This window comes from Chryseobacterium sp. R2ACT005 (assembly GCF_049949215.1).
In the GTDB taxonomy this organism is placed as follows: Bacteria; Bacteroidota; Bacteroidia; order Flavobacteriales; family Weeksellaceae; genus Chryseobacterium.
Genome location: NZ_CP188192.1, coordinates 3,592,442 through 3,618,116, shown reverse-complemented (window position 1 = coordinate 3,618,116; position 25,675 = coordinate 3,592,442). Strand labels below are relative to the sequence as shown.

Annotated in this window: 29 protein-coding genes; 12 read left to right on the top strand and 17 right to left on the bottom strand. The window is 36.7% G+C overall.

Features of this window, described 5'->3' with window-relative positions:
- Positions 1-39: 39 nt before the first annotated feature.
- Both ACPF63_RS16495 and ACPF63_RS16490 read right to left on the bottom strand, forming a co-directional pair.
- Positions 40-1,551 carry a succinate CoA transferase gene (locus ACPF63_RS16495; RefSeq protein WP_077414095.1) on the bottom strand — a complete coding sequence of 504 codons (1,512 nt, stop codon included), beginning with the start codon at positions 1,549-1,551 and terminating at the stop codon, positions 40-42.
- Between the two features lie 427 nt (positions 1,552-1,978).
- Positions 1,979-3,130: a homogentisate 1,2-dioxygenase gene (locus ACPF63_RS16490; RefSeq protein ID WP_077414097.1), complete on the bottom strand. Its 1,152-nt coding sequence runs from the start codon at positions 3,128-3,130 to the stop codon at positions 1,979-1,981.
- Between the two features lie 124 nt (positions 3,131-3,254).
- On the opposite strand from ACPF63_RS16490, the gene ACPF63_RS16485 reads away from it, so the two are divergent.
- The gene (locus tag ACPF63_RS16485; RefSeq protein ID WP_426480639.1) at positions 3,255-5,324 is read left to right on the top strand and encodes a TonB-dependent receptor plug domain-containing protein; all 2,070 of its coding nucleotides are present in this window, start codon (positions 3,255-3,257) and stop codon (positions 5,322-5,324) included.
- A complete protein-coding gene (locus ACPF63_RS16480) occupies positions 5,321-5,782 on the top strand; it encodes a thioredoxin family protein (RefSeq protein WP_426480638.1) in 462 nt (153 codons plus the stop codon). Before ACPF63_RS16485 ends, ACPF63_RS16480 begins: the two co-directional genes overlap by 4 nt.
- Positions 5,783-6,091: 309 nt before the next feature.
- On the opposite strand, the gene ACPF63_RS16475 is transcribed toward ACPF63_RS16480, so the two are convergent.
- Together ACPF63_RS16475 and ACPF63_RS16470 are read right to left on the bottom strand one after the other, a co-directional pair.
- Entirely contained in the window at positions 6,092-6,568 is a 477-nt protein-coding gene (locus ACPF63_RS16475) for a cupin domain-containing protein (protein WP_426480637.1), read from the bottom strand.
- Positions 6,569-6,571: 3 nt separating this feature from the next.
- Positions 6,572-7,561 carry an NADP-dependent oxidoreductase gene (locus tag ACPF63_RS16470; protein WP_426480636.1) on the bottom strand — a complete coding sequence of 330 codons (990 nt, stop codon included), beginning with the start codon at positions 7,559-7,561 and terminating at the stop codon, positions 6,572-6,574.
- 129 nt (positions 7,562-7,690) lie between these two features.
- Between ACPF63_RS16470 and ACPF63_RS16465 the strand changes: the two genes are divergently transcribed.
- A complete protein-coding gene (locus tag ACPF63_RS16465) occupies positions 7,691-8,068 on the top strand; it encodes a winged helix-turn-helix transcriptional regulator (RefSeq protein ID WP_426483229.1) in 378 nt (125 codons plus the stop codon).
- Between the two features lie 313 nt (positions 8,069-8,381).
- Here ACPF63_RS16465 and ACPF63_RS16460 read toward each other — a convergent pair whose 3' ends face one another.
- The 4 genes from ACPF63_RS16460 to ACPF63_RS16445 all read right to left on the bottom strand — a co-directional run bounded on the left by ACPF63_RS16460 (position 8,382) and on the right by ACPF63_RS16445 (position 12,227).
- Positions 8,382-9,236, bottom strand: coding sequence for a glycine betaine ABC transporter substrate-binding protein (locus tag ACPF63_RS16460; RefSeq protein ID WP_426480635.1), 855 nt, complete (start codon positions 9,234-9,236; stop codon positions 8,382-8,384).
- A 1-nt stretch (position 9,237) separates the two neighbouring features.
- Positions 9,238-10,065 (bottom strand): ABC transporter permease, encoded by an 828-nt coding sequence (locus ACPF63_RS16455; RefSeq protein ID WP_077414110.1) that lies wholly within the window; start codon positions 10,063-10,065, stop codon positions 9,238-9,240.
- 1 nt (position 10,066) lies between these two features.
- Entirely contained in the window at positions 10,067-11,317 is a 1,251-nt protein-coding gene (locus ACPF63_RS16450; RefSeq protein WP_077414111.1) for a quaternary amine ABC transporter ATP-binding protein, read from the bottom strand.
- 544 nt (positions 11,318-11,861) lie between these two features.
- Entirely contained in the window at positions 11,862-12,227 is a 366-nt protein-coding gene (locus tag ACPF63_RS16445) for a DUF1304 domain-containing protein (RefSeq protein WP_047382705.1), read from the bottom strand.
- A gap of 66 nt (positions 12,228-12,293) precedes the next feature.
- On the opposite strand from ACPF63_RS16445, the gene ACPF63_RS16440 reads away from it, so the two are divergent.
- The 3 genes from ACPF63_RS16440 (at position 12,294) to ACPF63_RS16430 (ending at position 13,812) form a co-directional block, all read left to right on the top strand.
- Positions 12,294-12,866 carry a Crp/Fnr family transcriptional regulator gene (locus ACPF63_RS16440; RefSeq protein ID WP_426480634.1) on the top strand — a complete coding sequence of 191 codons (573 nt, stop codon included), beginning with the start codon at positions 12,294-12,296 and terminating at the stop codon, positions 12,864-12,866.
- 63 nt (positions 12,867-12,929) lie between these two features.
- Positions 12,930-13,364 (top strand): DoxX family protein, encoded by a 435-nt coding sequence (locus tag ACPF63_RS16435; RefSeq protein ID WP_426480633.1) that lies wholly within the window; start codon positions 12,930-12,932, stop codon positions 13,362-13,364.
- A 4-nt stretch (positions 13,365-13,368) separates the two neighbouring features.
- Positions 13,369-13,812 carry a carboxymuconolactone decarboxylase family protein gene (locus tag ACPF63_RS16430; protein WP_077414119.1) on the top strand — a complete coding sequence of 148 codons (444 nt, stop codon included), beginning with the start codon at positions 13,369-13,371 and terminating at the stop codon, positions 13,810-13,812.
- 233 nt (positions 13,813-14,045) lie between these two features.
- Here ACPF63_RS16430 and ACPF63_RS16425 read toward each other — a convergent pair whose 3' ends face one another.
- The 7 genes from ACPF63_RS16425 to ACPF63_RS16395 form a co-directional block, all read right to left on the bottom strand.
- Positions 14,046-15,014, bottom strand: coding sequence for a cyclase family protein (locus tag ACPF63_RS16425; RefSeq protein ID WP_426480632.1), 969 nt, complete (start codon positions 15,012-15,014; stop codon positions 14,046-14,048).
- 213 nt (positions 15,015-15,227) lie between these two features.
- Positions 15,228-16,211, bottom strand: coding sequence for an aldo/keto reductase (locus ACPF63_RS16420; protein WP_426480631.1), 984 nt, complete (start codon positions 16,209-16,211; stop codon positions 15,228-15,230).
- 215 nt (positions 16,212-16,426) lie between these two features.
- Positions 16,427-16,975 (bottom strand): type 1 glutamine amidotransferase domain-containing protein, encoded by a 549-nt coding sequence (locus tag ACPF63_RS16415; RefSeq protein ID WP_426483228.1) that lies wholly within the window; start codon positions 16,973-16,975, stop codon positions 16,427-16,429.
- 27 nt (positions 16,976-17,002) lie between these two features.
- Entirely contained in the window at positions 17,003-17,179 is a 177-nt protein-coding gene (locus tag ACPF63_RS16410) for a hypothetical protein (protein ID WP_426480630.1), read from the bottom strand.
- A 2-nt stretch (positions 17,180-17,181) separates the two neighbouring features.
- On the bottom strand, positions 17,182-17,469 hold the full coding sequence (locus ACPF63_RS16405) for a putative quinol monooxygenase (protein WP_047382718.1): 288 nt from the start codon (positions 17,467-17,469) through the stop codon (positions 17,182-17,184).
- Position 17,470: 1 nt separating this feature from the next.
- Positions 17,471-18,355, bottom strand: a complete 885-nt coding sequence (locus ACPF63_RS16400; RefSeq protein WP_426480629.1) for an NAD-dependent epimerase/dehydratase family protein — start codon at positions 18,353-18,355, stop codon at positions 17,471-17,473.
- Entirely contained in the window at positions 18,352-18,969 is a 618-nt protein-coding gene (locus ACPF63_RS16395; RefSeq protein WP_180565252.1) for an NAD(P)H-dependent oxidoreductase, read from the bottom strand. The genes ACPF63_RS16400 and ACPF63_RS16395 overlap by 4 nt, the downstream gene beginning before the upstream one ends.
- A 315-nt stretch (positions 18,970-19,284) precedes the next feature.
- Between ACPF63_RS16395 and ACPF63_RS16390 the strand changes: the two genes are divergently transcribed.
- Both ACPF63_RS16390 and ACPF63_RS16385 read left to right on the top strand, forming a co-directional pair.
- The gene (locus ACPF63_RS16390; RefSeq protein WP_426480628.1) at positions 19,285-20,031 is read left to right on the top strand and encodes a metallophosphoesterase family protein; all 747 of its coding nucleotides are present in this window, start codon (positions 19,285-19,287) and stop codon (positions 20,029-20,031) included.
- A 40-nt stretch (positions 20,032-20,071) separates the two neighbouring features.
- Entirely contained in the window at positions 20,072-20,968 is an 897-nt protein-coding gene (locus tag ACPF63_RS16385; protein WP_426480627.1) for a LysR family transcriptional regulator, read from the top strand.
- Here ACPF63_RS16385 and ACPF63_RS16380 read toward each other — a convergent pair.
- Together ACPF63_RS16380 and ACPF63_RS16375 are read right to left on the bottom strand one after the other, a co-directional pair.
- Positions 20,945-21,412 carry a GNAT family N-acetyltransferase gene (locus ACPF63_RS16380; RefSeq protein WP_426480626.1) on the bottom strand — a complete coding sequence of 156 codons (468 nt, stop codon included), beginning with the start codon at positions 21,410-21,412 and terminating at the stop codon, positions 20,945-20,947. The genes ACPF63_RS16385 and ACPF63_RS16380 overlap by 24 nt on opposite strands.
- On the bottom strand, positions 21,413-21,847 hold the full coding sequence (locus ACPF63_RS16375; RefSeq protein ID WP_426480625.1) for a GNAT family N-acetyltransferase: 435 nt from the start codon (positions 21,845-21,847) through the stop codon (positions 21,413-21,415).
- Positions 21,848-22,069: 222 nt separating this feature from the next.
- On the opposite strand from ACPF63_RS16375, the gene ACPF63_RS16370 reads away from it, so the two are divergent.
- The 4 genes from ACPF63_RS16370 (at position 22,070) to ACPF63_RS16355 (ending at position 25,646) form a co-directional block, all read left to right on the top strand.
- Positions 22,070-22,945 (top strand): aldo/keto reductase, encoded by an 876-nt coding sequence (locus ACPF63_RS16370; RefSeq protein WP_426480624.1) that lies wholly within the window; start codon positions 22,070-22,072, stop codon positions 22,943-22,945.
- A gap of 101 nt (positions 22,946-23,046) precedes the next feature.
- Positions 23,047-23,751 (top strand): DNA alkylation repair protein, encoded by a 705-nt coding sequence (locus ACPF63_RS16365; protein WP_426480623.1) that lies wholly within the window; start codon positions 23,047-23,049, stop codon positions 23,749-23,751.
- A gap of 150 nt (positions 23,752-23,901) precedes the next feature.
- Positions 23,902-24,960, top strand: coding sequence for an NAD(P)H-dependent flavin oxidoreductase (locus tag ACPF63_RS16360; protein WP_426480622.1), 1,059 nt, complete (start codon positions 23,902-23,904; stop codon positions 24,958-24,960).
- Positions 24,961-25,034: 74 nt separating this feature from the next.
- The gene (locus ACPF63_RS16355; protein WP_077414145.1) at positions 25,035-25,646 is read left to right on the top strand and encodes a hypothetical protein; all 612 of its coding nucleotides are present in this window, start codon (positions 25,035-25,037) and stop codon (positions 25,644-25,646) included.
- The last annotated feature ends 29 nt before the right edge of the window (positions 25,647-25,675 follow it).

The following is a 25,675-nucleotide window of genomic DNA, read 5'->3' as shown; positions in this document are numbered from 1 at the left end:
TTCAGTCCTTTTATATCATTTATTATTTTGTTTAAAATCTTAATTGGCAGTTTCAACAGCTGTTTTCTGTTTCATACTTCCGGTTTCAGAGAATCGCAGATGCCAGCTGAATGATTCTTCCAACAAATGAGGGGTGTGTCCGCCTCTTTCACATGCTCTGTCGAAATAGGATTGCAGTTCTTCTTTATATTCCGGATGAACACAATTGTCTATTATTTTCTGTGCTCTTTCTCTCGGTGCTAATCCTCTTAAGTCAGCCAATCCCACATCTGTTACCAGAATATCTACATCATGTTCTGTATGATCCGTATGAGAGACCATCGGAAGAACGTGAGAAATATTATTGCCTTTTGAAGCGGCCTGAGTCACGAAAATACTTAAATAGGCATTTCTTGCAAAGTCTCCGGAACCTCCGATTCCATTCATGATTTTTGTTCCTCCGATATGGGTAGAGTTTACGTTTCCATAGATATCAAACTCAATAGCAGTGTTGATAGCAATTACTCCCAATCTTCTGATCAGTCCGGGAGTATTGGAAATATTCTGAGGTCTTAAAACGAATTTGTCTTTATATTTTGACAGGTTTCCTAACACTCTTTCATAGCATTCCTGAGAAACAGTAATGGATGATGCTGAAGCAAAACTCAATTTCCCGGAATCTATCAGATCAAATGTACTGTCCTGAAGCACTTCGGAAAACATGGTCAGGTCATAAAAATTACTGTCTTTGAATCCTGTAAGAACGGCATTCGCTACTTTACCGATACCTGCCTGAAGAGGAAGTAATCTGTCTGTAAGGCGTCCCAAAAGAACTTCATTTTCAAAAAAAGCAAGAAGATGTTTGGCGATAGCTGTTGTCTTTTCATCCGGCTCCGCAATATCTGCCGGACTGTCTTTACGATTGGTAAACACAATGGCTTCAATTTTTTCAGGATCAACAGGGATACTTTTTCTCCCGATTTTGTTCCATGGAGCGACAATAGGAATAACATTTCTGTAAGGATAATCTTCAGCCTGGTAGATGTCATGAATTCCATAAACTTCTTCCGGAACTTCCGTATTGATTTCAATGATGACTTTTTTAGCCAAAGCAGCAAAAGTCACGGAATTACCTACAGAAGTTGTAGGAACAATACTTCCGTCTCTTTCTATATAAGCCGCTTCGATAATGGCTACGTCTATGCTCTGAAGATTTTTGGTGTGAAGAAGTTCAGCACTTTCACTCAAATGCTGATCGATGAAGAGAATTTCACCGTTGTTTATTTTGTTTCTTAAGACAGGATCTACCTGGAAAGGCATTCTTTTCTTTAGCACATTGGCTTCTGCCAGTTTTCCGTCAGTACCGTGGCCTAGTGAAGCTCCGGTCATCAAAGTGACTTTAAAGTCTTCTGTTTTTCCTCGTTCTGCCAGTGCAGGCAAAATTGCTTTGCTGTCACCTGCTTTTGTAAAGCCGCTGGACCCAATGGTCATGCCGTCTTTAATAATTTTTACAGCATTTTCTGCCGTGGTTACTTTTTGGTGTAGACTTTCTAATCTGATTCTTTCTAACATGTAATATTGATTTTGTTTTAAACCACCATTACTTAGGATGCGTCATGAAAAATAATGATGGCTAATATGTTAACCATACCTCACAAATTTACGAAAAAAGACGCTTTAAATAAAGGATTTAAAGCGTCTTTTGTATGTATTCAGTAATACTTTTTTATATGAACCTGATAGACTTTTTTACTGTTGAATAAATCTATTAGAATTTTTAACCACAAAAGTCACAAAAGTTTATTTTTGAGTATTTTAGATCACTGATAAAGGTAATAAGAATGTTACATAAAGTACACATCAGAAGAAAATTTTCGATTTTCAAAACTTTAGTGTTCTTTATAAACACTAAGGATTCACTTATAACCTTTAGTGTTTAGATCTTTTGTGACTTTTGTGGTTGATAGTAAAATTTAAAGCTGTTATAATTTTTATTGTTTTATTCTAACCATGAAGTTTTATAAGAAGGATCTTCTACTTTTAAAGCTTCTTCGGTAATTTTTAAAGGACGGAACGGATCTACCATTACCGCATATTCCTCTGTGAATTTTTTACCGATACTTCTTTCCATCGCACCTGGGTGAGGTCCGTGTACAATTCCTCCCGGGTGAAGGGTAAAGTCCATCAGATCAATGTGATTACGGCTCATGAAGTCACCTTCTGTATAGAACAATACCTCATCAGAATCAATATTGGAATGATTGTAAGGTGCCGGAATAGCCTGTGGATGGTAATCATACATTCTTGCACAGAATGAACACACTACGAAATTGTGTCCCTCAAAATTCTGGTGAACCGGTGGCGGTTGGTGAATTCTTCCGGTAATAGGCTCGAAGTTTTTAATATTGAATTTATAAGGATAAAAATATCCGTCCCAGCCTACTACATCAAACGGGTGTGTTGCGTAGATGAAATCTGTAATCTGGTTTTCTTTTTTTACTTTAATCAGGAATTCTCCTTTCTCGTCAATAGGTTCTTTGAAAGCAGGAGCAATCATATCTCTTTCGCAGAATGGAGAATGTTCCAAAAGCTGTCCGAATTCATTTCTGTATCTTTTCGGAGTATAAATAGGAGAGTGGCTCTCCAATACAAAAAATACAGTATCATCAGACTTCAGCTCTACCTGATAGATCGTTCCTCTCGGAATAATAAGATAATCTCCGGTAACGAATTCAAGATCTCCCACAAAAGTTTTTAAAATTCCGGTTCCCTGATGAACATATAAAAGTTCATCACATTCCGCATTTTTGTAGAAATAATCCATCGATTTTCTTGGCTTAGCCAATCCCATCTTCAGATCATTGTTCATTAAAAGGATTTTTCGGCTGTCCATAAAATCGTCTTCAGGAGTGACATTCATTCCCTTAAACATTCTCGGAGCGATGTTTTTTTCCACGGCAATTTTTGGAGTGACATCTTTCGGCTCACCGATAGATTTGATCTGTGTAGGACGGTGGATATGATATAACAGAGAAGAAATACCATGGAAGCCTTCTGTACCAAAGAGCTGTTCATAGTAAAATTTATCTTCCGGTGACTTAAAGATCGTATGTCTTTTTGGTGGGATATTTCCCGCTAGATGATATCTCATTTTACTTTCTTATGTAGTTTCTCAAATTTAATCATTTTTCATGAATTGTCTCAACCTATTATTTTTCTTCAAGAGTTTTGTATTTGAAAAATAATTGTTAGATTTGTCTAACAATTTTAATTTCATGAAGCGAATATTATTTTCTATCACTTTTTTATCAACCTATTGTTTTGCGCAGGAGACAGACAGCTTAAGTTTGCAGCCCAATAAAAATCTGGATTCTGCAAAAGTTATGAAGAGGGAAATCAAAACAAGTAACATCGAAGATGTAGTGGTTACCGGAACCATAAAACCGATGAGCAGATCAAAAAGTCCTGTGGCAGTAGAGATCTACAGCCAGAAGTTCTTTCAGAAAAATCCGACTCCCAGTATTTTTGAAGCCATTGCTATGGTAAATGGAGTAAAGCCTCAGCTGAATTGTTCTGTGTGTAATACAGGAGATATCCATATCAACGGACTGGAAGGACCTTACACGATGATTCTGATTGACGGGATGCCTATTGTAAGCTCACTTTCTACGGTATATGGCCTGAGTGGAATCCCGAACAGTCTGGTGGATAGAATAGAGGTGGTAAAAGGTCCTGCATCATCCATTTACGGTTCAGAAGCGATGGGAGGAGTAATTAATATTATTACTAAAAATGCTTTGACCGCTCCTAAGCTGAGTGTAGATATGATGACGAGTACCTGGAGTGAGAATAATCTGGATATTTCAACTAAGTTCAATGTAGGAAAGAATGCCGCTTCATTATTAAGTTTGAATTATTTCAGTTTTCAGGAAAGAATAGACCAGAATAAAGATAATTTCACAGACGCTACTCTACAGAGCAGGATTTCGGTTTTCAACAAATGGAATTTTAAAAGAAAGGAAAACAGACAGGCAAGTTTTGCGATGAGATATCTGTATGAAGACCGTTTCGGGGGAGAAATGCAATGGAATAAATCTTACCGTGGCAGTGATCAGGTATATGGAGAAAGTATTTATACCAATAGAGCGGAAATTTTCGGTTTGTATGAATGGCCTATGCAAGAGCATATTGTAACTCAGTTTTCCTACAACTATCATGACCAGAACTCATTTTACGGATCAAATCCTTTTAATGCCACACAAAAAGTAGCTTTTGTGCAGACGTATTGGGACAGAAGCTTCGGAAAGCATGATATCACGGCCGGACTTACTTTTAAAAGAACTTTTTATGATGACAATACCCCGGGAACATTAGCCTCAGACGGAATCACCAATGCGCCGATGAAATCTCCGATCTGGGGAGCTTTTGTCCAGGATCAATGGGAAATTAATGATAAAAATACTTTATTGCTTGGATACCGATATGATTATGATAAAGTACATCATTCCGTACATTCACCGAGATTAGCATGGAAGTTTTCACCCAATCCGTATCATACCCTGCGTTTCAATTTTGGAACAGGGTTTAGAGTGGTGAATTTATTTACTGAAGATCATGCAGCATTGACGGGTTCCCGCGAAGTGGTGGTAAAATCTGATCTTAAACCGGAAAGATCGGTGAACGGAAACCTGAATTATATATGGAAAATTCCTGTAGGAAACCGAATGGTAAATCTTGATGCTTCTGCATTCTATACTTATTTCAGCAATAAAATCGTGGGTGATTTTGATTCTGATCCTAATAAAATTATTTATGATAATCTTCACGGATACGGAATTTCAAGAGGAGCTTCTTTGAATGTGGATTTTGCATTTCAGTTTCCGCTAAGTGTCAATCTTGGAGTAACTTATCTTGATGTGTACCAGAAATTTGATAATGAAAATCAAAAAACACAACAGCTGCATGCTCCAAAGTGGAGTGGAACATATAATCTGACATATAAGTTCCCAAGTAACCTGACCATAGATTTTACAGGACAGTTTTACGGACCGATGAGGCTTCCTGTTCTGCAGAATGATTATCGCCCTGAATACTCACCATTCTATTCTTTGGCCAATATTCAGGTATCAAAGAGTTTCAAATCAGGATTTGAAGTATACTGCGGAATTAAAAATTTATTCAACTTTACTCCTAAAGATCCTTTGATGAGACCTTTTGATCCATTTGATAAACATGTTGATGATCCTATCAACAATCCTAATCATTATACTTTTGACACGGCATACGGCTATGCTCCCATGCAGCGTATCAGAGGTTTTCTGGGAGTAAAATATACTTTAAAATGAAAAAAATAACTTTATTTTTAATGTTAGTGCCCTGTTTTTATCTGTCTCAGATGAAGACAGGCACTTTTTCTGATCTTGAGATTCAGCAGAAGGAAAATCCAAAGCCGGTTGTCATTCACCTTTATACGGATTGGTGTGCCGTCTGTAAAATTGAATCTTATCGTTTGAGTAAAGATAAAGAGCTGGTTAATATGATCAATGATCATTTTTATTTTGTCAATTTCGAGGCAGAAAAGACGAAGGAGAAAATTCATTTTCAGAATCAGGAGTTTGAGTATCTGCAGAATGGAAACTCCGGAATTCATGAGTTGGCGCTGGCTTTGTCTAAGAATAAAAATCAGCCTGTTTATCCTTTATGGGTGTTTCTGGATAAGCATCAGAATCTGGTATATTATCAGGAAGGACAGATGACACCTGAAAAAATGAAGCAGAAGCTGTTGGAGATTTCTGCTTTGTAAATTGGGGGATTTTTGTTGGAAAACGCAAAGGCGCAAAGTTTTTTTCTTCTCTTATGTTTTAAGGCGCAAGGATTTTATCTGCGATAAATTGTATATTCCTAATACTTTATAGATCATTCCTTGTTGAAAATCTTTGATTTTCTTGCGCTTAAAAACAGTTATTATTTATTTTCTTTGTGCCTTTGTGTTTGTCCAACTTTAAAGATTTTCTGTTTATTTCTCACAGATTATACAGATTTTTAGGCTTGTTGAACTTTTAAAATTCGTGAGAACTATCCCAATCTTTAAATTTTTAAATAATTAAATCTTTTAATTCTCCCCTTCCGCATCTATCAACACAGCGAGCTGAATACACGATTCATTAGACCGGTTGCTCCACGCGTGATTGGTGCCTCTTTGAATGACGATGTCTCCCGGTTTCAAAAGCGTTTCACCTTCTTCCATGATGAGGTAGAGTTCACCGGAAAGGATAATGATATAATCCAATGTGGGAGTTTGGTGCATCATCGGATGAGGTTCATTCTTTTTCCATTCAACCCCTAAATCTTTATCAGGAGGAACAACTACATATCGAAAGTAAGTACCATTTTTAGGCGTTTGTGGAAATCCGGTATTCGGAATTCTGTTTTCAAAGTCCAGGCTTGCCGGTGTTTTCCGGGTATTCCATACATCAGAAATGATCAATCCCGGAAAATGTTCTACTGCGTTTTCTACCTGCTGGTCTTCTATAATAATAGATTTTCCGTTTTTAATTCCTGTTACGATTCGTCTTGGTATTGTGTTCATAGATTAATGTTTCATGATGAGTTTATGACCTTGGGTCTGATTATTTTTTAAAATAGAGTGTGCCTGCAGAACAGTATCCAGAGAAAGATTACCAATTACTTTATGTTGTGGCGGAAGAATTGTTTCGTTCTCAATGAGCTTTTTTATTTCAAGTAAACTGTTTTTATAATATTCATATTTTTTAATCATTCCATAAGTATAATTGGAGATATTCATAATCAAAGTTCCTTTGTTGAACAATGTTTCATGAGCATCTTTAGTGACTAAGGCGGTCACATCCACATAAGTTCCGTTAATTTTTAAAACTTCTGCCGTCACTTCAGACATGTAGTTTCCAACGAGATCAATTCCAAACTCAAAGGGCTGATTGTTATTGGCTTTTAAAATGTTCTCAATAAGATTTTTATCTCTGTAATTAACGATCTGATGGCTTTTTAATCCTAAATTGAGAAGCATCTGCCTGTTTTCTTCACTACCAACAGTTGCGATGACCTGTGGAATATTATGGGCTAATAAAAGTTTGATTAAAAATGAACCAACGCCTCCGGCTGCGCCAGTGACAAGGAGTGTATTCTCCGGGTTTAATTTCAGGCGGTTAAAGATTTGCAGAGAGGTAAGTCCTGCAGAAGGAATGGAAGCTGCCTGCTCAAACGAGATATTTTTTGGTTTAAAAGAAACAATAGCTTCAGGAACGGCAATATATTCTGCATAAGTGCCGTTGCTTCCCATAGAGCCGCTGCCACAATAGACTTCATCACCGATATTGAATTGCGTAACCTCGGGACCTTTGCTGACAATGATTCCGGATAATTCTCTTCCTAATATAGGAGAACTGATCAGTTTTCGTTCAAGCTCATTTTCCAGCATCTGGTAATCAATAGGATTAAAACCGCTGGCTTTAATCTGGATTAAAACTTCATGGTCCTTGGGTTGAGGCTGTTCGGTAAAACCATCTTCCAGATTTCCATTTTTATTCAAAATAACTGCTTTCATAGGTAAGTATTGGTATTTGAGAAATCATGCGATTTCATATTACTGATTTGATACACAAATGTAAAGAGGGAATAGTTTATATTTGCTACTAGTTAACTAATGGTAACTAGTTACCTTGACGAAACTATTATGGCAAAAATCATAGAAAACGGCATCGAAAGAGAGGCAAGCTGTACCGAAGAATTGTTCGCGATGCGGGACAGTCTGGACGTATTGGGAGGAAAATGGAAACTTATGATCTTACGGTATCTTACCAACAGACCGGATCAGATGATTCATTTTAAAAAGCTGGAACGCAGTATTGAAGGAATCTCTGCGAAAATGCTGAGTAAGGAATTAAAAGAACTGGAAACGAACCTTCTGGTCACAAGAACGATTCAGGATACGAAACCTATCACTGTAACGTATGCTGTGACCGAATATGGAAAGTCTGTTTTTCCGGTGACGGAAACATTGGTAAACTGGGGAATACTTCATAGAGAAAAGATCAAGGAATCAATGGGGTAGTTATGAGATATTGGAAAACGCAAAGACGCAATGATTTTCCTTTAAACATGCCTTAAGGCGCAAGGATTTTATCTGCGATAAAATTGTATATTCCTAATACTTTATAGGTTATTCCTTGCTGAAAATCTTTGATTTTTCTTGCACCTTAAAGCAGAATATTATTAAATTTCTTTGCGCCTTTGCGATTACTAACACATATTGCTTCATCGGGAAAATATCAAAGAATCTATGAATTCTTCTGAACTATAAATCTCAATAAAAAATCCTCAGACCCGTATAGGATTGAGGATTTTAAATAATACCAAATTGTTTATTAATTTTTATCTAGCCATGACTGTACCAGCTCAGAGTGGTCTTTCACCCATTCTTTGGCGGTGGCTTCTTTATTTTTACTCTGTTCCATTTTCATTAGAAGATCAGACATATTTTCATCATCAAAATGGAGTCTGGAAAAGAATTTGGCGAGTTCAGGATGGTCTTTTCCAAAGCTTTTCCTGGAGTAAGTCTTAATCTGTTCTGCTTCACCGAATATCTTTTTGGGATCATCAAGAAACTTAAGCTTCATTTTACCAAACATCCAGTGGGGCTGCCATCCTGTTACCACAATCCATTGTTTACGTTGTATGGCATTTTGTAATTCGGTGATCATGGCAATGGTAGAGGAGTTGATCTGCTGATAATCCAGTTTATAATAGATAATTGCTTTATCTGTTCCGGTTGTTAGTCCAGCTCCTTTTTCAATTCCAATGATTCTGTGATTGAATTCCTCCTTATGCTGATTGAGTTCTTCAATAGAGTTAACAGGAACATATTCCGGAACGACCAATCCTATACGGCCGTTGTTGTAATTGGTGCCAAGGTGAGTTAATCCCGGGAATTTAGCCAGTTTTTTAGCGTGAGTGTAAGGAAGCCAGACCCCCATGAAAAGGTCTGTATCTTCATTATTCATAGAAGCCAGAATCATATCCGTTGAAGCTTTTTGAATAATGACATGATAGCCCTGCTGATCCAGAATAGCTTTAGTAACGTGCGTCATGGCAACATCTTCCGCCCAGCCGTCTACCATTCCTATGGTAATGTATTTGGAGTTTTTTATATTTTCACACGAATATAATGCAGCAAATACCAACATTAAAACGGGAAAAAACAGATATTTTAATTGTTTCATCTTATTGTTTTTTCTTTACAAATCCCTGGGTAATACGGTCGAGGATAATGGCTAAAATCACAACGGATAATCCACTTTCAAATCCTAATCCGATATCCAGATTATTAATTCCTTCCAATACTTTTTCTCCTAAGCCACCTGCTGCAATCATCCCTGCAATAACGACCATGGATAATGATAAAAGTATGGTTTGATTGATTCCTGTTAAAATTGTTTTCATGGCTAAAGGAAGCTCTACTTTGAACAGAATCTGACGGTTGGTGGCTCCAAAAGCTCTGGCGGCTTCCACAATATCTTTCGGAACAGCTTCAATTCCCAGTGTTGTTAATCTTACGGCAGGCGGCATCGCAAAAATAATGGTTGCAAAAGCTCCTGGAACCTTACCAATGCTGAAAAACAGTACAGCAGGAATCAGATACACAAATGCCGGCATTGTCTGCATTAAATCCAGTAATGGGCGGATAACCTTTGCTGCTATTGCATTTTTAGCTGCCAAAATTCCCAGAGGGATAGAAAGGATAAGAGCTGTAATGGTGGAAACAAATATAAGTGCCAGTGTTTCCATGGTTTCTTTCCATAATCCCATTAAAAATATTAAACTCAGTCCTGCTGCGGTTACCACAGCAATACCTTTTCCTGCTTTCCATAGTGCCAGCAGTGTAAAGAAGAGAATGATTACATAAAAGGGTGTGTTTGTTAAAACCCATTCAATCCCCATAATAGAGGCATTTCCAACGTGTTTTATGACATCAAATACAGGTTTTCCATTTTCTGTGAGCCAATTGATAGCAGTTTCTACATATTGACCTATATCTATAGTTTTATTCATCTTATTGATTGTTTGCGATTTCTTTTAATTCAATGATTTCTTCTTCGTTAAACTTGGTCGCTTCTATGACAAGAGATAACTGAGTGACAAGACCTAAAAATTTATTGTCTTCATCAATTACTGCGATGGCTGATTTACTTCCGGAAATTAACGGCAGCATTTCTTCTACAGTGACTTCAGGATAAACCGAAGGAACATTGCTGTTGATAATTGATTCCACTGTAGGTTCTTTTCTTTTGGCAATTCGGACCACATCGTTAAGGGTTACAAAGCCCAGAAATTTATTTTGAAAATCTACTACAGGTAAGTTTTCTAATCCGGTGGCTCTCATTTTTCTTAATGCCCCTTCCGGACCGTCTTTTCTGAAACGTACTACGGTAGCTTTATCAAACATCAGAGATCTGGCGGTGATAATTGTTTTACGGTCTACTTTCTCTACGAAAGCTTTTACATAGTCGCTGGCAGGATTGGTTAAAATATCTTCTGCAGTTCCTATCTGTTCTATGACTCCATCTTTCATAATGACGATACGGTCTCCGATTTTAATAGCTTCGTCCAGATCGTGGGTAATGAAGACAATGGTTTTTTGCAGCGTATTCTGCAGTTCAAGCATTTGATCCTGCATTTCAGATTTTATCAGAGGATCCAGTGCAGAAAAAGCCTCATCCATAAGCAGAACTTCAGGATCGTTTGCCAATGCTCTTGCTAAACCTACTCTCTGCTGCATTCCTCCTGAAAGTTGGGAAGGATACTGGTTTTCAAAACCATTCAATCCTACAATATCCAGGGCTTTCTGTGCTTTTTCATCACGGGAAGCTTTGTCTTCTCCTCTGATTTCCAGGCCGAAACCTGCATTGTCTAAAATAGTATGATGGGGAAGCAATCCGAATTTCTGAAATACCATACTCATTTCCGTTCTTCTTACTTCCAGAAGTTCTTTATTGTTTTTGCCGGTAATATCATCATCATTGATATATACTTTTCCTGAGGTAGGCTCATTCAACCTGTTAAGACAGCGCAGCAGCGTAGATTTTCCGCTTCCTGACAATCCCATGATGACAAAAAATTCTCCCTCATAGATTTCAAAACTTGCTTTGTTGATTCCTATGGTGCAGCCTGTTTTTTCAAGAATTTCTTTTTTGGAAAAGCCTTTGTCTAAAAGTTCCTGTGCTTTTTCTTTGTTTTTGCCAAAAATAATAGTCAGATCTTCAACTTTAAGTTTTACTTTTCTACTGTTTTCATTTTTTTCCATATTCAGAATTTTTGAATTAATAAATGATATAAAAAATTGTACACCAATTCATTATATACGTTTAATCTTTGTTGTTCTGCTGATGACGATAGTGCAAAATAATTTGCAGAGCTTATAGTGATAAAAGCTTTTAACAAAAAAATAAGAGCATACAGACCATTGGGCCTTATGTTTATTTTTAAATATTTCAATTAGATTATACTCTAGAAAAAGAGTGTAGCATGTAAAAAGAGGTTAATCTCTTACATAGATTCTACAATTAAATTACGGATGAGGTAATTACAGATATGTGTACTGAACAACTTGAATTTCTACATCTCATCAAAATGCAGATCAGCATAAAAAACCTGTATATCAATTTTTTATGACGATGCAAATTTACGAATTTTATATTAAATGGATTTTTTTGGACGTAAGAAGCTGGTTTTAAGTCTGGTTATGGAAGGTGATATGTAGAGTGATTTTTCTCTTACCATTAAAGATAAGAGCGTATTGATATTGTAAAGATTTCGAAGATGATCTTTCCAAATATGAGCTATGAAAATTACTTTAGTAAAACGGCAATAATTGCCAATATCGCGGGTAGTGCCTGTACAAAGAATATTTTTTTTGTGGCAGAAATCGCTCCGTAAATTCCAGCTACCGCTACACATCCTAAAAAGAATAGTGCCACATTGGTCTGCCATTGCGGATCTTTGATCAAAAACGACCAGATCAGTCCGGCAGCCAGAAAACCATTGTAGAGCCCCTGATTGGCGGCGAGTCCTTTGGTAGGTTTAAACATTTCTGCAGGCAAAGCTGCTTTAAAGACTTCTTTTCCTTTTGTTTCCCAGGCAAACATTTCCATCCACAGAATGTAGATATGTTCTATTGCGACTAAGGCGATCAAAATTTTTGCAACGATGTCCATGATTTATTGTTTTTTGGAATTGTAAAACTAAAAAAATAAAGTTAAGTTTGATTACTAAATATTACAATGGAAACTTTCAAGGCACATTTAGATAAATTCATTACGATCACCGACGAGGAATTTGCTTCTATTATTTCTTTTTTTCTGCTTTTAAAAGTAAAAAAGAAAGAAAACCTGATGCTTGAAGGAGATATCTGTAAATTTAAATATTTCGTATTAGAAGGATGCCTGAGAAAGTTTTTTGTGAACGAAAAAGGAGTTGAACAGACCACAGAATTTGCTATAGAAAACTGGTGGATGTCTGATACTTTTGCTTTTGAAAAACAGATGAAGTCAGACTTTAATATTCAATCTGTAGAGAATTCTAAAATTTTAGTTATTGATTTTCAGTCTCAGGAACTTTTACTGGAAAAGCATCCCGTTATGGAACGTTATTTCAGAATGGTCTACCAAACGGCTTATGCTGCCGCTGAAAAAAGAATCCGTTATATTTATGAGATGACGAAAGAAGAATATTATGTACATTTCAGCACGTTGTATCCTTGGTTTATACAGAGAATTCCGCAATATTTAATTGCTTCCTTTTTAGGATTTACCCCAGAATATTTAAGTGAAATCAGGGCAAAGTTACGATCTTAAACCAGTTTAAGATTTTTACGGATCAAAAGCCGGAAATTTGTCATGTTATTAAAAGCCAATACAATGACAGATACCAAAAATCGATTTCCGCAGTTATTTTTAAGACTTGCTCTTGCTGTAACCATGCTTTCTGCAGTGGCAGACCGATTTGGATGGTGGAGCAAAGAAAATTCATCATGGGGAAATATGGAGAGTTTTAAAGAATATACAAGACAGCTGACATTTTTTCTTCCGGAAACAATGAGTACGTTCTCAGCGTATGCCGCTACTTTCTTCGAGATCCTATTTCCTTTGATGCTGATTGCAGGGTTTAAAACCAGAATTGCAGCGTATGGAAGCAGTATTCTGCTGTTGGTTTTTGCCATATCCATGACCATTACTTCAGGACCTAAAGCTCCACTCAACTATTCTGTATGGGTAGGAAGTGCCGCAGCTCTTTTATTGGCGGTTCAGCAGCAATATTCTTTAAGTATAGATCAATTAACCAAAAAAAAATAATATAATGAGCGCAAGATTAAATATTGCAACAGTAGATTCAGCAGCTTACAAAGCGATGATGGGATTAGAAGGATATTTACAGACAACTTCTTTAACTCACATTCAGAAAGAATTAATTAAAATCAGGGCTTCACAGATTAATAAATGTGCTTTTTGCCTTGATATGCACACAAAAGATGCCATTAAATATGGTGAAACACCTCAGAGAATCTTCATTCTAAACGGATGGACGGAGGCAAAAGAATTTTTCACAGAAGAAGAGCAGGTGCTTTTGAAGATGACAGAGGAAATTACACTGATTAGCCAAAATGGATTAACAGAAGAAACGTTCCAAAAGGCGAAATCATTCTTTGATGACAGCCAGATTTCTCAGATTATTATGGCGATTGTAACCATCAATGCATGGAACAGAATTGCAATAAGCACGCATCTTCCGGTTGCAAAATAATGAAGTAATGAAGTAATGAAGTAATGAAGCAGGAAGATGGATGCTCATGAAGCCTGCATAATTTACAGATGTTTACTTTTTATAAAAACGGCCTTTCAAGATTGAAAGGCCGTTTTCTGTAAGATTCAAAGTAACAATGTAATAGGGCTGTGGTATTAATTCTAAAAATAAATTCTAAGGTTAGCTTTATTTTTTTAACCGGAATTACTTTGTTACTCTGTTTTTTAAAGAAATTAATAAATAGCCACAGGATTCACATTCACCTGAGTAGAGCCTACATATAAAGGCTGTCCCAATACGAATAAAAATTCCCAGACTTTTTGCTTCACTAAAGGACGGCTGTCGATCAGTTCCAGATTATAAATTCCCTTTTTAGCCAGCATAAACTGATTGATGGGAAATTCTTCTTTACTTTTCGGATTAGGATAGACTTCAGAAGCCCAGGTGTCACCACCAAAAGCTACGATTCCCTGATCGGCAAGCCATTTTGCAGCATCCATTCCGATTCCCGGTTCAGTTTCTAAGAATTGTTGATTGTTTTTACCGATCAATTCAAGCCATCCGGTATTGAAAAGAATGATATCACCTTTTCTCAGGGTAAGGCCCTGTTTCTTTAAAACAGATTTGATATCTTCTACTGTAAATTCTGTTCCTCCGGGTACTATTGATTTACCATAATGAGCAGTCATATCAAGGACTACACCACGGGTTACGAAAGGAGGAACTTTTTCAACTCCCAGTTTTTTTACGCCTTCCACAGTCACAAAGTCTGTTGCTTTATTTCCGTTGTAGTAAGTATTGTCAATACCGATGTGTCCGATACCGTTCAGCTGGGTTCCCACTCCGGTCCATCCGTTTACAAGTTCATCATTGAATGTAAATTTATTGGGACCTATGCTTTTTCCACCCTGTTCTCCGGGCTGGATATTATATAAATTGAAGCTTCTGTGTCTGAAAGCCGGAAGTTTTTTGTCAATAGGAACTGCAAGAGCTAAGGTTTTACCCTGTTTTACCAGTCCCAGAGCCTGTTTTACAACTTCAGGAGTCAATAAATTAGCAGCTCCTATTTCGTCCTGCGCTCCGTAAGAAGAAGGAAACCATGATTTATCTTCCGGATTGACAAGTGTCTGAGCATTGAATGTAATGCTGTTAAGAGTCAATAGGGTTACTAACCCGAATATTTTAATCAGATTATTTTTCATTTTTTGAGGTATGAGAGTTAAAGGGAAGAAGTTGGAAGCTGGAAGAGGGAAGTTTTATTAGTGTATTGATAATCAGTAGGCTTTTATTGCATTTTTCTGCATGTGACAAAGAGATTTCTCCTTCGTCGGAATGACAATTGAAGTTAAATTGTAAACCAATCTATTGGTTATCCGGCATCAATAACTTCTATCTTCCAGCCTCCAGCTTTTGTATTAAATTTCGCTCAAAGCTGAATTGATGATGTTCAATTCTTCCTGAGAAAGGTCAATAGACATAGCTTTTGCATTTTCGATAGCTTGTTGTGCGTTTCTTGCTCCTGCCAGTACTACTGTAATTGCCGGCTGCAGTGTAGTCCATCTTAATACCAGTTGAGAAAGGCTGGCATCTTGTTCCTGCGCAATAGGTTCAATTTTTTCTAAGAAAGTTTTCACTTTATTCAAATCAAACTGCGAGAAATATCCGTTTCTGTGGTCGTTATCTTTTAATTGGGTTTCTTTAAAATATTTACCGGTTAAAAGACCTCTTTCCATTGGGCTGTATACGATAATTCCTGAATTGTTTTCCAAAGAATAGGGAACAAGGTCGTTTTCAATGGCACGGTTCAGCATACTGTAAGAAACCTGGTTGCTGGCAAGCTTTAAAGTTCTGTTAGCTTCTTTCATTTGAGCTACACTATAGTTGCTTACCCCTGCAGTACGGATTTTTCCCTGCTGGATTAATAATTCCATAGCTTCCATTGTCTCACCGATAGGAGTGGTGCTGTCCGGCCAGTGAAGCTGTAAAAGGTCAATATAATCTGTCCCTAATCTTTGTAAGCTTTCCTCAACTTCTTTGATGATATTTTCTTTGGAAGCTAATTTATATACGGGAATTACTTTTCCTTCGTCTTCAGCATCAAAGAAAAATTCTCCTTTTCCGTTATTGCTTCTGTCCCAGACCAATCCGAATTTTGTTAAAAGCTGAATTTTTGAACGGTCTTTTCCTTTGATTGCTTCACCAATCATTTCTTCACTCAATCCGAAACCGTAGAAAGGTGCCGTGTCGATAGAAGTTACTCCATGATCCAATGATGCGTGTATAGAGTTGATAGAGTCCTGCTTTTCATTTCCTCCCCACATATTTCCTCCGATAGCAAAAGCTCCGTGTGTGATTGCTGATAATTCTAGATCTGTATTTCCTAATTTTCTATATTCCATTTTGTTTTAAAATTGTTATATGTAAACCACCCCGTCAAAAATTCTTTGAATTTTCGCCACCCCTCCAGTGGAGGGGAATTCTCGATGTTTCAATTGTAGTATTCGTGAAAATCGGAGATTTTCAAAAACTTAAGTGTTCTTATCAACAGCCCGTATTATAACTTTATTTACTTAAGTATTTAAAACTTTTGTGACTTTTGTGGTAAAATTATTTGTTATTTATTTAATTCTTTTAAAATAGCTTCTCCAACGCTCTTTGCAGATTGAGGATTCTGTCCTGTGATCACTCTTTGATCTGCAACTACATGGTTCTGCCAAAGCCCTGATTTTTCAAATTGTGCTCCTCTTTCTTTCAACTTGTTTTCTAATAGGAAAGGAACTACATCTGTTAATTTTACTTCAGCTTCCTCTTCGTTAGTGAAAGCATTGATTTTTTTTCCGTCTACAAGATATTTCCCGTTATTCAGTTTGATATTTACCAATCCTGCCGGACCATGACATACTCCTGCCACAATACCTCCGTTTTCGTAGATTTTTGAAGCGATATCTGCCAGGTCTTTATTGTCTGCAAAATCCCACATGGCTCCATGTCCTCCTGCATAAAAGATGGTTGAATACTCTTTCGGGTTTACCTGAGAGGGTGTCATAGAATGGTCAATTTTGTTCTTGTACTCCTTGTTTTCCCAGAATTCTTTGTTTACAGGATCTTTCAAATCGAATCCGTCTACCGGAGGAGTTCCGCCTTTCGGACTTACAAAGTCAATTTCATATCCTGCATTGTGAAGAACTTCCTATGGATGAGAAACTTCACCCAGATAATATCCTGTATCTTCACCAGTACTGCCTTTTTTATCGTGGCTGGTTACGACGAATAAGATTTTCTTTTTCATATTTTTTGATTTTTTAGTTTGTGCCTGAGCGAATCCTATCGTGAAGATCGCCAGCATTAAAAACGCTAATTTTTTCATTATTAAATGATATTGGTAATATAAATCTGTGGTTTTTCCTGAAGCTTTTCATCTACCAAAGCCCCGAAAGCCTGAATATAAGGCTGCTGATTGTGCTGATCCAGTCCCTCTTTACTTTTCCAGATTTCATAGAAAACAAATTCGTTTTTGTCTTCAATTCCCTGATGGAGGCTGTAAAGCTCACATGCTTCTTCTTTTCTTGTCTCTTTTACCATATTCTGAAGAACTTCCAATACCTCTGGCTGATGTTCTTCTTTGGCTTTTATAATTGCTGTAAGATGAATTTTCATATTAAATAAAATTTTCAATTGAGTTATAGATAGGTTTCCATTCCAGTTCTGTTCTGGCTTTGTCTGCATTACATCTGCTGTTGGATGCAAAGCCGAAGTAGCCGCCTGCAGGACCGAAATTGTCAACAGCATCCTGTACGCTTAAAGATTGTGCTGGTTTAAGACTATATTTTTTGCTGATAACTTCTGCAATGTTTTTTAAAGAAGAAGAACCATTTTCTGCATAATAGATGGAACCTCCCTTTGCTTTTTCCAGAGCCAGCACATACAGATCTGCCAAATCTTCAATATGTAAGTTGGACCAGATATTTTCACCTTCTCCAAAATAAACACCGTGCCCTTTTTTCTGAGAAAAATTAACCAAAGCCGGAATCTGGATACTGTCTTTTTTTATTCCAAGACCTTCTCCATAAACCATAGTAGGAACAATAACGATACTTCTTATCCCTTTTTGAACGGACTGAAGAACATAATTGTTAATGAGAACCCTTGATGCCATTTCCAGTCTTGGAGTCAGAGGGAAATCTTCAGTATACACAAAATCACTTCTTTTACCATTTTCTTTACCTCCGAAAATAGCAGATCCGGAAGTAAATATGAATGTTTTATGGCTTCCTTCCATTGCTTTGATAAAATTATCCACAGCATAAGCATCATCCGCAGAATCAGCATTATGGATTACTGCATCAACGCCGGCAACGGCTGTTTTTATTAAATCTTCATTGTGGATATTCCCAATAATGGTTTTAATGCCCAACGATTCCAGTTCCTGTACATGAGCTTCGTTACGAACTAATCCGGTTACTTCATAATTTCTGTCAAGCAGTTTTTTAGCGATACTACCTCCTATATAGCCGGTAATACCTGTTATCAATATTTTTTTCATGATACTAATTCTGGTTTTAATTCTTTTTCAAATACATTTCTTACATGTTCTCTGTAAAGCTTCATATCACGCTCTATATTAGCATTTTTCTCCACATCATGGAAGTGGAAACTTTCCATTTTCTCCAGCGAGACAAAGGCATTCATTCTATGGAAACCAAATAATGGTCCATCATCTACACTTGTTTCACTGAAGAATTCTCCGGGAAGTGTAAAAGCTGTTGCAGGAGCGTTCCAGCTGGTAGTCAGCATATATTTTCTGCCACCAAGCATTCCTCCTGTACCATAATTGATTTCAGGATTCTCAGCTTTTCTTCCATCACTCATATAAATTCCTTTTGCATGACCTGCTGTGAAAACTTCATCAATATATCTTTTTAATCCGTTCGGAAGCTGAAACCACCAGATTGGAGTATGGTAAATAATGTAATCTGCCCAGACAAATTTTTGCACTTCTTCATGTTTATCATAATTTTCACTTACATTGGTGATCTTCACTTCTACATTATCAAATTCTTTAAGGGCTGCTAATGTATTTTCTGCAATAGTCTGATTATATTTTCCTCCGGAATGTCCGAAATTCTGTCCTCCGTTGATGATTAGTACTTTTTTCATTTTTTTATGATTGTTTAAATTTTACTCTGCAAAGTTAGGATGGATGTTTGTATAATAAAAATAATATAAATTATAGGAAAGTATTATTAAAATTATAGTTGGATTGGTTCAGGATTTTTGGTTTAACTTGAAGGTCGAGAGTGAATGGTGAATAGTCAATCCGCTTCACTTGTGAATTTTTATGAGTATGCCGATTCATCATTGACTTTGCGCAGCAAAAATTGACCATTGACGGCACTAATGGTAAAATGTCATATCATATCTGAACTGAAATTCCTTTCTGTCATGTAAATTTGTTTAACAAATTGAAGGACAATGATACAGATAGCAGTTTTTAGTGATGTGCATGGAAATCTTCCTGCCCTGGAAGTAGTGTTGAAAGATATTGAGCAGAGAGGAACCAGGCAGAAGTTCTGCTTAGGAGATCTGGTGGATTTTGCACCCTGGGGAAATGAAGTGATAGAAAAAATAAGAAACCTGAACATTCCCTGCCTGATGGGAAATCATGATGAAAGAATTGCTTTTGATATTCCTGTTGTTCCTTTGTCCAAGCATTCGGAAGAAGAGACGAATGCCAGATTCAGAGCGATCGATCATTCTAAAAAACATATTACAGAAGAGAATAAAAAGTTTTTATCAGAGCTGCCTTTTCATTTAAAATTAAATTATAAAGTAGGGGAAAAGCATTGGAATATTCAACTGGTTCATTCTAGTCTTGAAAGTAATGATACTTATCTTTATGAATCAGAAAATGATGAGGTTTTTGAGAATATGCTAAAAGATTCCCGAGCTGATATTGTGGTGATGGGACATACCCATTTATCCTTTAAAAAACAGTTTGAAAATAATACCTGGGCTGTTAATTGTGGCTCTGTAGGACGTTCTAAAGAAGAAAACAGACTGGCTTCCTATTTGGTGCTGACTTTAGACGAAGAAAAAATCACCCCTGAAATTGTACAATTACCATATCCGATTGATGAAACGGTCCGTCAGATATGGGAAAGCGGGATTCCTGATTATTATGCCTCATTTTTAAAGAATGAAAATATATTAATATTATAATTATTTTGTAAATTTGCATCAGAATATTAATAATTAAATCATGGTCAATTTAGAATGGTATCGTACTTTTAAGGCGATATATAAAACCGGGACATTGACGGGTGCTGCTGATGCTTTATTCATATCACAGCCGGGAGTGAGCCTGCATTTAAGCTCATTGGAAGCTTATGTAGGATACAAACTATTCGACAGGACCGGTAGAAAAATGATCCCTACAGAACGCGGGAAAGTATTGTTTAATGCCGTTGCTGAACCTATTACCAAACTGGAAGATGTAGAAAAAAACTTCCAGAAATCTACAGAAAAACATACCCCTACCATTAGTGTGGGAATGTGTTTTGAAACGTTTCAGACTACTTTGGAACAGTATGTTTCTTCATTGCCTTTTAATCTGATTATCAGTTTTGGAGAATATCCGGAAATGCTGGATCAGCTGGACAAAGGAATTCTGGATCTTATCATTACGCCGAAAAAAGGATCTTCACCCAATATCGAGCATGAAGCATTTTCTTCCGAGCAGATCGTTCTTGTAGGAGGGAAAGATGTGGATAAAGCTGCTTTCAATAAAGTGTTAAAAACAAAAGATGCAGAGCAGATTGAAGGATGGCTGAAGAATGAAAAATGGTACGGAACCACCGGAGATATGGAACACCTTTTCCAGTTCTGGATATTGAATTTTGGTCATAAACCCAATTTCCGTCCCAATTATATTGTTCCCAACATGAACTCCATCATCCGTTGTCTGAAAGGAGGAACAGGATTAGCTGTTGTTCCCGATTTTCTATGCAGAAGCGATATAGAAAGCGGTGAAGTTCAGTTAATCTGGGAAGGAAAGAAGAAATTTGAAAATACACTGTACTTCGGATGCCGTAAGAAAACCAATTATCAAACTGAAATTGAACATATTAAAGGTTTATTCCGTAAGGTGATGAACTAGTAAAATCATATCTTTCATCTGTAAACCGTTTTCATAAATAGGATCTGGATAATTTTTAATAAAGAAATCTTTCAGAACTTCATTTTTGATGAATCCGTTTTTCTCATAAAATCTGATCTGTTGGAAACCGGTATCCGATGTTCCGACAGTCAGTGTTTTATAATGATTTTCTTTTGCAATTTCTTTTGCTTTATCCATCAGGGTCCCTCCGATGCCTTTACTTCGGCAACCTTCAGTCACTGCGACGTTTTTAATTTCCAGTTCACTATTGCTCTTCTTGTACAGTGCCATCACAGCAATATTTTCAGTACCATTATTCAGAAGATAGATGTCAGAATTGAAAATATATTGATTGATCGCCTCCTTGGTTTCATCTGCCAGCAGCAAGAGATGATAAGGAATTTCCGAATCAGAATTTAATAGATTAAAAGTAAAATCTTCCATTTACAGACTCATATGAATAAGTGGATAGTCTTTTCCTGAACCGTCTTTCTCAGATCTTCCGATTTTTTTGAAACCCATTTTTTCATAAAACCCGATGGCTTGAGGATTTTGTTCATTCACATCCACTTTGGTCAATCCGGTTTTCTCTTTCATGAATTGATAAAGCGTTTTTCCGTAGCCTTTTCCACGTGTGTCATTATGAATAAAAAGCATTTCGAGGTTGCCTTCTGCTACAGAGGCAAATCCTTTAGCTTCATTATCTTCAGTGATTAAATAAACTTCCAGGTTAGGAAGATAATCTCTTGGAATGACTTCTTTAAAATAATTGAAATCTTTTTCAGCAAGAAAATCGTGAGTTGCTTTTACAGCCGATTCCCAGATTTCCATAATTCTTGGATAATCTTCTGCAGCAGCCAGTCTGATATTTTGTGACATGATTTTTTAAATTTAAACAAAAATAAAGAAAATAGTGTTGGAATGCCAGCTGGACTGTAAATTAGAAACCAGAAATCAGAAAAAAAAATCAGTAACTGAAAGCTGGAATTACCTCATTACATAGCCATTTTTTAATAGAAACAGTAAAATTGGTAGGCGGGATTTTCAAAATTTTGTTGCAAATTTGTTTATCACTTTATATTAATAATTAAATAAAGACTTATGCAAAAGAAAACCTATACAGGACAGCCTGTGGTAACCTTAAATAACGGAGTGGATATTCCTGCTTTAGGCTTTGGAGTATGGCAGATGGAAGACCTGAAAGAATGTGAGAATGCAGTAATAAAAGCTATTCAGAGCGGATATAGAATGATTGATACGGCTGCTATTTATCAGAATGAAACGGCTGTAGGTGCCGGGGTAAAAAATAGCGGAGTAGACAGAGAAGCATTATTTATCACATCAAAAGTATGGGTGCAGGATCATGGGTATGAAAAAGCTAAAAGTGCTTTTCAGAGAACATTAGACAGACTGCAGATGGATTATCTTGATATGTACCTTATCCACTGGCCTTATGGAGACTTTTTAGGAACCTGGAAAGCTTTGGAAGAATTATACAAGGAAGGAAAGATCAAAGCTATAGGAGTATGTAATTTTACGATTGAGAAACTGGAAGAATTAAAAGCCAATTCAACCGTGTTGCCGGTAATCAACCAAATTGAACTGCACCCTGTATTCCAGCAAAAAGAATTGCAGGTATATGACAGAGAAAATAATATCATAACACAGCCATGGAGTCCGCTTGGAAATGGGAATGCCCAGCTTTTAAGTAATCCTGATCTGAAAGCAATTGCTGAAAAATATGGTAAAACCGTAGCTCAGGTAATTCTGAGATGGCATCTTCAGGAAGGATTTGTAGTGATTCCAAAATCTGTGACACCATCAAGAATTGAAGAAAACTTTAATGTATTTGATTTTGAACTTACAGAAGATGAAATGAATGTTGTTCGTTCTCTGGATACAAGGAAAAGATTATTCTTTGATCCTAAAGATCCTGAATGGGAGCAAAAAATGCTGAATTCCGTAGCGGATATTTAATCTTCAGATTGACAAATGAATAATTCCCGCAGGTTTCATGAACACGGATCAGGAATCTGAGTTATTGTGAAACCTGCGGGATTTTAAATGAATAATAACCCATGACTGCACAGGAATTCATAGAAACACTCTCGTTATTCAGGAATGAAAAAGAACTCAATAAAGTAGAGAAGTTTTTCAAAGGAAATGATGGGATTACAAAGAGTTTCGGAGTGAAATTCGGAGATGTCTTTACTATGGCTAAAGAGTTTTCTGCTATGCCTTTGGATGAGGTCAATAAACTCCTTGACAGCGATTTTTATGAAGTAAGAATGGGGGCAGTGAGTATCATGGATTTCCAGGCCAGAAATAAAAAAACGACTGAAGATCAGAAGAAAGACCTCTTTGATCTGTATCTGAATCGCCATGACCGTTTGAATAACTGGGATTTTGTAGACAGGGCGGCCAGAAATATTATTGGAGAATATCTTCTTGACAAGCCTAGAGATATTTTGTATAAGCTTGCTTATTCCGACAGTCCGTGGGAAAGGAGAACAGCCATTGTAAGCACTCATGCGTTTATCAGGAAAAATGATGTAAAAGATACTTTTGCCCTTGCAGAAATCCTTATTCATGATCCTAATGAACTGGTGAATAAAGCAGTAGGAAGCTGGATCAGAGAGGCTGGAAAAAAAGACCAGGAGAGACTACATGATTTTCTCACTACTTATGCTAAAACAATGCCTGCTGTTACATTTTCTTATGCCACAGAAAAGCTTGATCCAGTATCAAAATTACACTATAAAGGACTGAGGAAAGCAAAATAAATCTTGCCTTGCACAATGTGCAATAGACGTTTTTCAATAACCCTAAACCTTAAACTTTAAATGTTGAACTTTAAATTCACTGAGGAATATCATGGTATTGAATGACTTTCATTGTCACTTTCTTCGTAAATTTTAATAAAAATAATTCTTATGTTTTGGCCGGATACAATCAATAGAAAACTAGGGATACAATACCCTGTAATTCAGGCTCCGATGTTTGGAGTAAGTACGGTACAGATGGTGGCAGCTGCTGCAAAAGCAGGTTGTCTGGGATCACTGGCGCTGGCAGATCTTTCTGCAGATCAGTCTGTTGAATTGATCAGGGAAACGAAAAAACTGACTGATAAACTTTTTGCAGCCAATATATTTGTACATCACATTCCTGAAGTGACCGACGCTTTAAAAGAAAAGTTTGTCAGAACGAAGCAGTTCCTTGAGCAGCTGGCGAAAGAAAATAATATTGAAGTAGAGCTTCCGGGACTTGATGCAATCAGTATACATCCTTATCATGAGCAGGTGGATGTCATCATCGAAGAAAACTGTAAGATCTTGAGTTTTACATTCGGAAATCTGGATGATCAGAGTATTCAGAAATTAAAAGAAAACGGAATTACCCTTATCGGAACCTGTACTTCTGTGAATGAAGCTTTGCAGCTTGAAAAATCAGGTATTGATATTATTTGTGTTCAGGGAATAGAGGCGGGAGGACATAGGGGAAGTTTTGAGGCGGAGCACATTCCGCAGATCGGAGGTTTATCTTTGCTGTCACAGGTGTATGATCATGTAAATGTTCCTTTGATCTATGCAGGGGGAATCTATGGAGCAAGAACACTACAGGCTGTTAAAGATTTAGGAGCTCAGGGATTCCAGGTTGGAAATCTTCTGCTGGCTTCTCAGGAAAGTGCTTTGCAGCCTTTTGAAAAAGAAAGACTGAAAAAAGTACGGGAAGAAGAGATTGTTTTAACAAAAAGCTTTTCCGGAAGATATGCCAGAGGAGTGAAAAATCAGTTTATAGAAACGGTTGAAAATTCAGAATATATTTTACCATATCCTTATCAGAACAAGCTGACCAATGCACTGCGTAAAGCTGCAAAATCTTTGCAAAATCCGGAATTTGTTGGAATCTGGGTTGGACAGTCTATTCATCAGTATAGTGAACTTTCCACAGAAGAAATTTTGAGAAATCTGATCACAGAATGTGAAAGATAGATCAATATGTTTTCAATTTGCTGTTAATTTTCTATTTTCGTGAAATATAAAAACTAAAATCAGCGAAAATAAAAATGAAATTTTCAGAAGGAATTCAAAAATCACTCCCGTTCGGATACTTGTTTCTTGTTGTAATGGGAATACTTAAAGAGAGTGTCTTCTACTATCAGATAGGCATTAATATTCTGAAATATTCAACAATAATGGATATTTTAATAAGTCCGATTGCTACCTTAACTGCCCATCCTGTCATACTGATTGCCCTGCTTGTTATCGTTGTATCTTCATTTGCCTTTCCATCCTATTTATCAAAGCAAAGTAATAAGAATAAAAAATGGGCACTGAAAATGGCTTCTCTTAAAGAACATGAAAATATGAGTAAAGAGGCTATTGAGAATCATTTTACCAATATGTTTGTAAGATTTCTGGCCATGATGTTATTGTCTTTCTTTGTAGGAATAGGCATGGGAGAAGGGATGACATTAACGAAAAGAATAAAGGAGAACAGACTTAAATATGATTATAAATTAAACTATAGTGATGATAGTTCTGATCTGGTTCATCTGATAGGATCAAACAGTATGTATTATATCTATCTGGCAAAAGGAAACAAAACGATAAAAATTTCACCGGTAGGATCTATCAAAAGTATTGAGCTGGTCAACAACAAAAGATTGAATAACTAGAAATAATGCTTAATAAAAAAGCTTCAGAT

Bases quoted from the DNA above. Each gene is read 5' to 3' on its own strand.
- ACPF63_RS16495 (WP_077414095.1), bottom strand. From the start codon at position 1,551: ATGTTAGAAAGAATCAGATTAGAAAGTCTACACCAAAAAGTAACCACG.
- ACPF63_RS16490 (WP_077414097.1), bottom strand. From the start codon at position 3,130: ATGAGATATCATCTAGCGGGAAATATCCCACCAAAAAGACATACGATC.
- ACPF63_RS16485 (WP_426480639.1), top strand. From the start codon at position 3,255: ATGAAGCGAATATTATTTTCTATCACTTTTTTATCAACCTATTGTTTT.
- ACPF63_RS16480 (WP_426480638.1), top strand. From the start codon at position 5,321: ATGAAAAAAATAACTTTATTTTTAATGTTAGTGCCCTGTTTTTATCTG.
- ACPF63_RS16475 (WP_426480637.1), bottom strand. From the start codon at position 6,568: ATGAACACAATACCAAGACGAATCGTAACAGGAATTAAAAACGGAAAA.
- ACPF63_RS16470 (WP_426480636.1), bottom strand. From the start codon at position 7,561: ATGAAAGCAGTTATTTTGAATAAAAATGGAAATCTGGAAGATGGTTTT.
- ACPF63_RS16465 (WP_426483229.1), top strand. From the start codon at position 7,691: ATGGCAAAAATCATAGAAAACGGCATCGAAAGAGAGGCAAGCTGTACC.
- ACPF63_RS16460 (WP_426480635.1), bottom strand. From the start codon at position 9,236: ATGAAACAATTAAAATATCTGTTTTTTCCCGTTTTAATGTTGGTATTT.
- ACPF63_RS16455 (WP_077414110.1), bottom strand. From the start codon at position 10,065: ATGAATAAAACTATAGATATAGGTCAATATGTAGAAACTGCTATCAAT.
- ACPF63_RS16450 (WP_077414111.1), bottom strand. From the start codon at position 11,317: ATGGAAAAAAATGAAAACAGTAGAAAAGTAAAACTTAAAGTTGAAGAT.
- ACPF63_RS16445 (WP_047382705.1), bottom strand. From the start codon at position 12,227: ATGGACATCGTTGCAAAAATTTTGATCGCCTTAGTCGCAATAGAACAT.
- ACPF63_RS16440 (WP_426480634.1), top strand. From the start codon at position 12,294: ATGGAAACTTTCAAGGCACATTTAGATAAATTCATTACGATCACCGAC.
- ACPF63_RS16435 (WP_426480633.1), top strand. From the start codon at position 12,930: ATGACAGATACCAAAAATCGATTTCCGCAGTTATTTTTAAGACTTGCT.
- ACPF63_RS16430 (WP_077414119.1), top strand. From the start codon at position 13,369: ATGAGCGCAAGATTAAATATTGCAACAGTAGATTCAGCAGCTTACAAA.
- ACPF63_RS16425 (WP_426480632.1), bottom strand. From the start codon at position 15,014: ATGAAAAATAATCTGATTAAAATATTCGGGTTAGTAACCCTATTGACT.
- ACPF63_RS16420 (WP_426480631.1), bottom strand. From the start codon at position 16,211: ATGGAATATAGAAAATTAGGAAATACAGATCTAGAATTATCAGCAATC.
- ACPF63_RS16410 (WP_426480630.1), bottom strand. From the start codon at position 17,179: ATGAAAAAATTAGCGTTTTTAATGCTGGCGATCTTCACGATAGGATTC.
- ACPF63_RS16405 (WP_047382718.1), bottom strand. From the start codon at position 17,469: ATGAAAATTCATCTTACAGCAATTATAAAAGCCAAAGAAGAACATCAG.
- ACPF63_RS16400 (WP_426480629.1), bottom strand. From the start codon at position 18,355: ATGAAAAAAATATTGATAACAGGTATTACCGGCTATATAGGAGGTAGT.
- ACPF63_RS16395 (WP_180565252.1), bottom strand. From the start codon at position 18,969: ATGAAAAAAGTACTAATCATCAACGGAGGACAGAATTTCGGACATTCC.
- ACPF63_RS16390 (WP_426480628.1), top strand. From the start codon at position 19,285: ATGATACAGATAGCAGTTTTTAGTGATGTGCATGGAAATCTTCCTGCC.
- ACPF63_RS16385 (WP_426480627.1), top strand. From the start codon at position 20,072: ATGGTCAATTTAGAATGGTATCGTACTTTTAAGGCGATATATAAAACC.
- ACPF63_RS16380 (WP_426480626.1), bottom strand. From the start codon at position 21,412: ATGGAAGATTTTACTTTTAATCTATTAAATTCTGATTCGGAAATTCCT.
- ACPF63_RS16375 (WP_426480625.1), bottom strand. From the start codon at position 21,847: ATGTCACAAAATATCAGACTGGCTGCTGCAGAAGATTATCCAAGAATT.
- ACPF63_RS16370 (WP_426480624.1), top strand. From the start codon at position 22,070: ATGCAAAAGAAAACCTATACAGGACAGCCTGTGGTAACCTTAAATAAC.
- ACPF63_RS16365 (WP_426480623.1), top strand. From the start codon at position 23,047: ATGACTGCACAGGAATTCATAGAAACACTCTCGTTATTCAGGAATGAA.
- ACPF63_RS16360 (WP_426480622.1), top strand. From the start codon at position 23,902: ATGTTTTGGCCGGATACAATCAATAGAAAACTAGGGATACAATACCCT.
- ACPF63_RS16355 (WP_077414145.1), top strand. From the start codon at position 25,035: ATGAAATTTTCAGAAGGAATTCAAAAATCACTCCCGTTCGGATACTTG.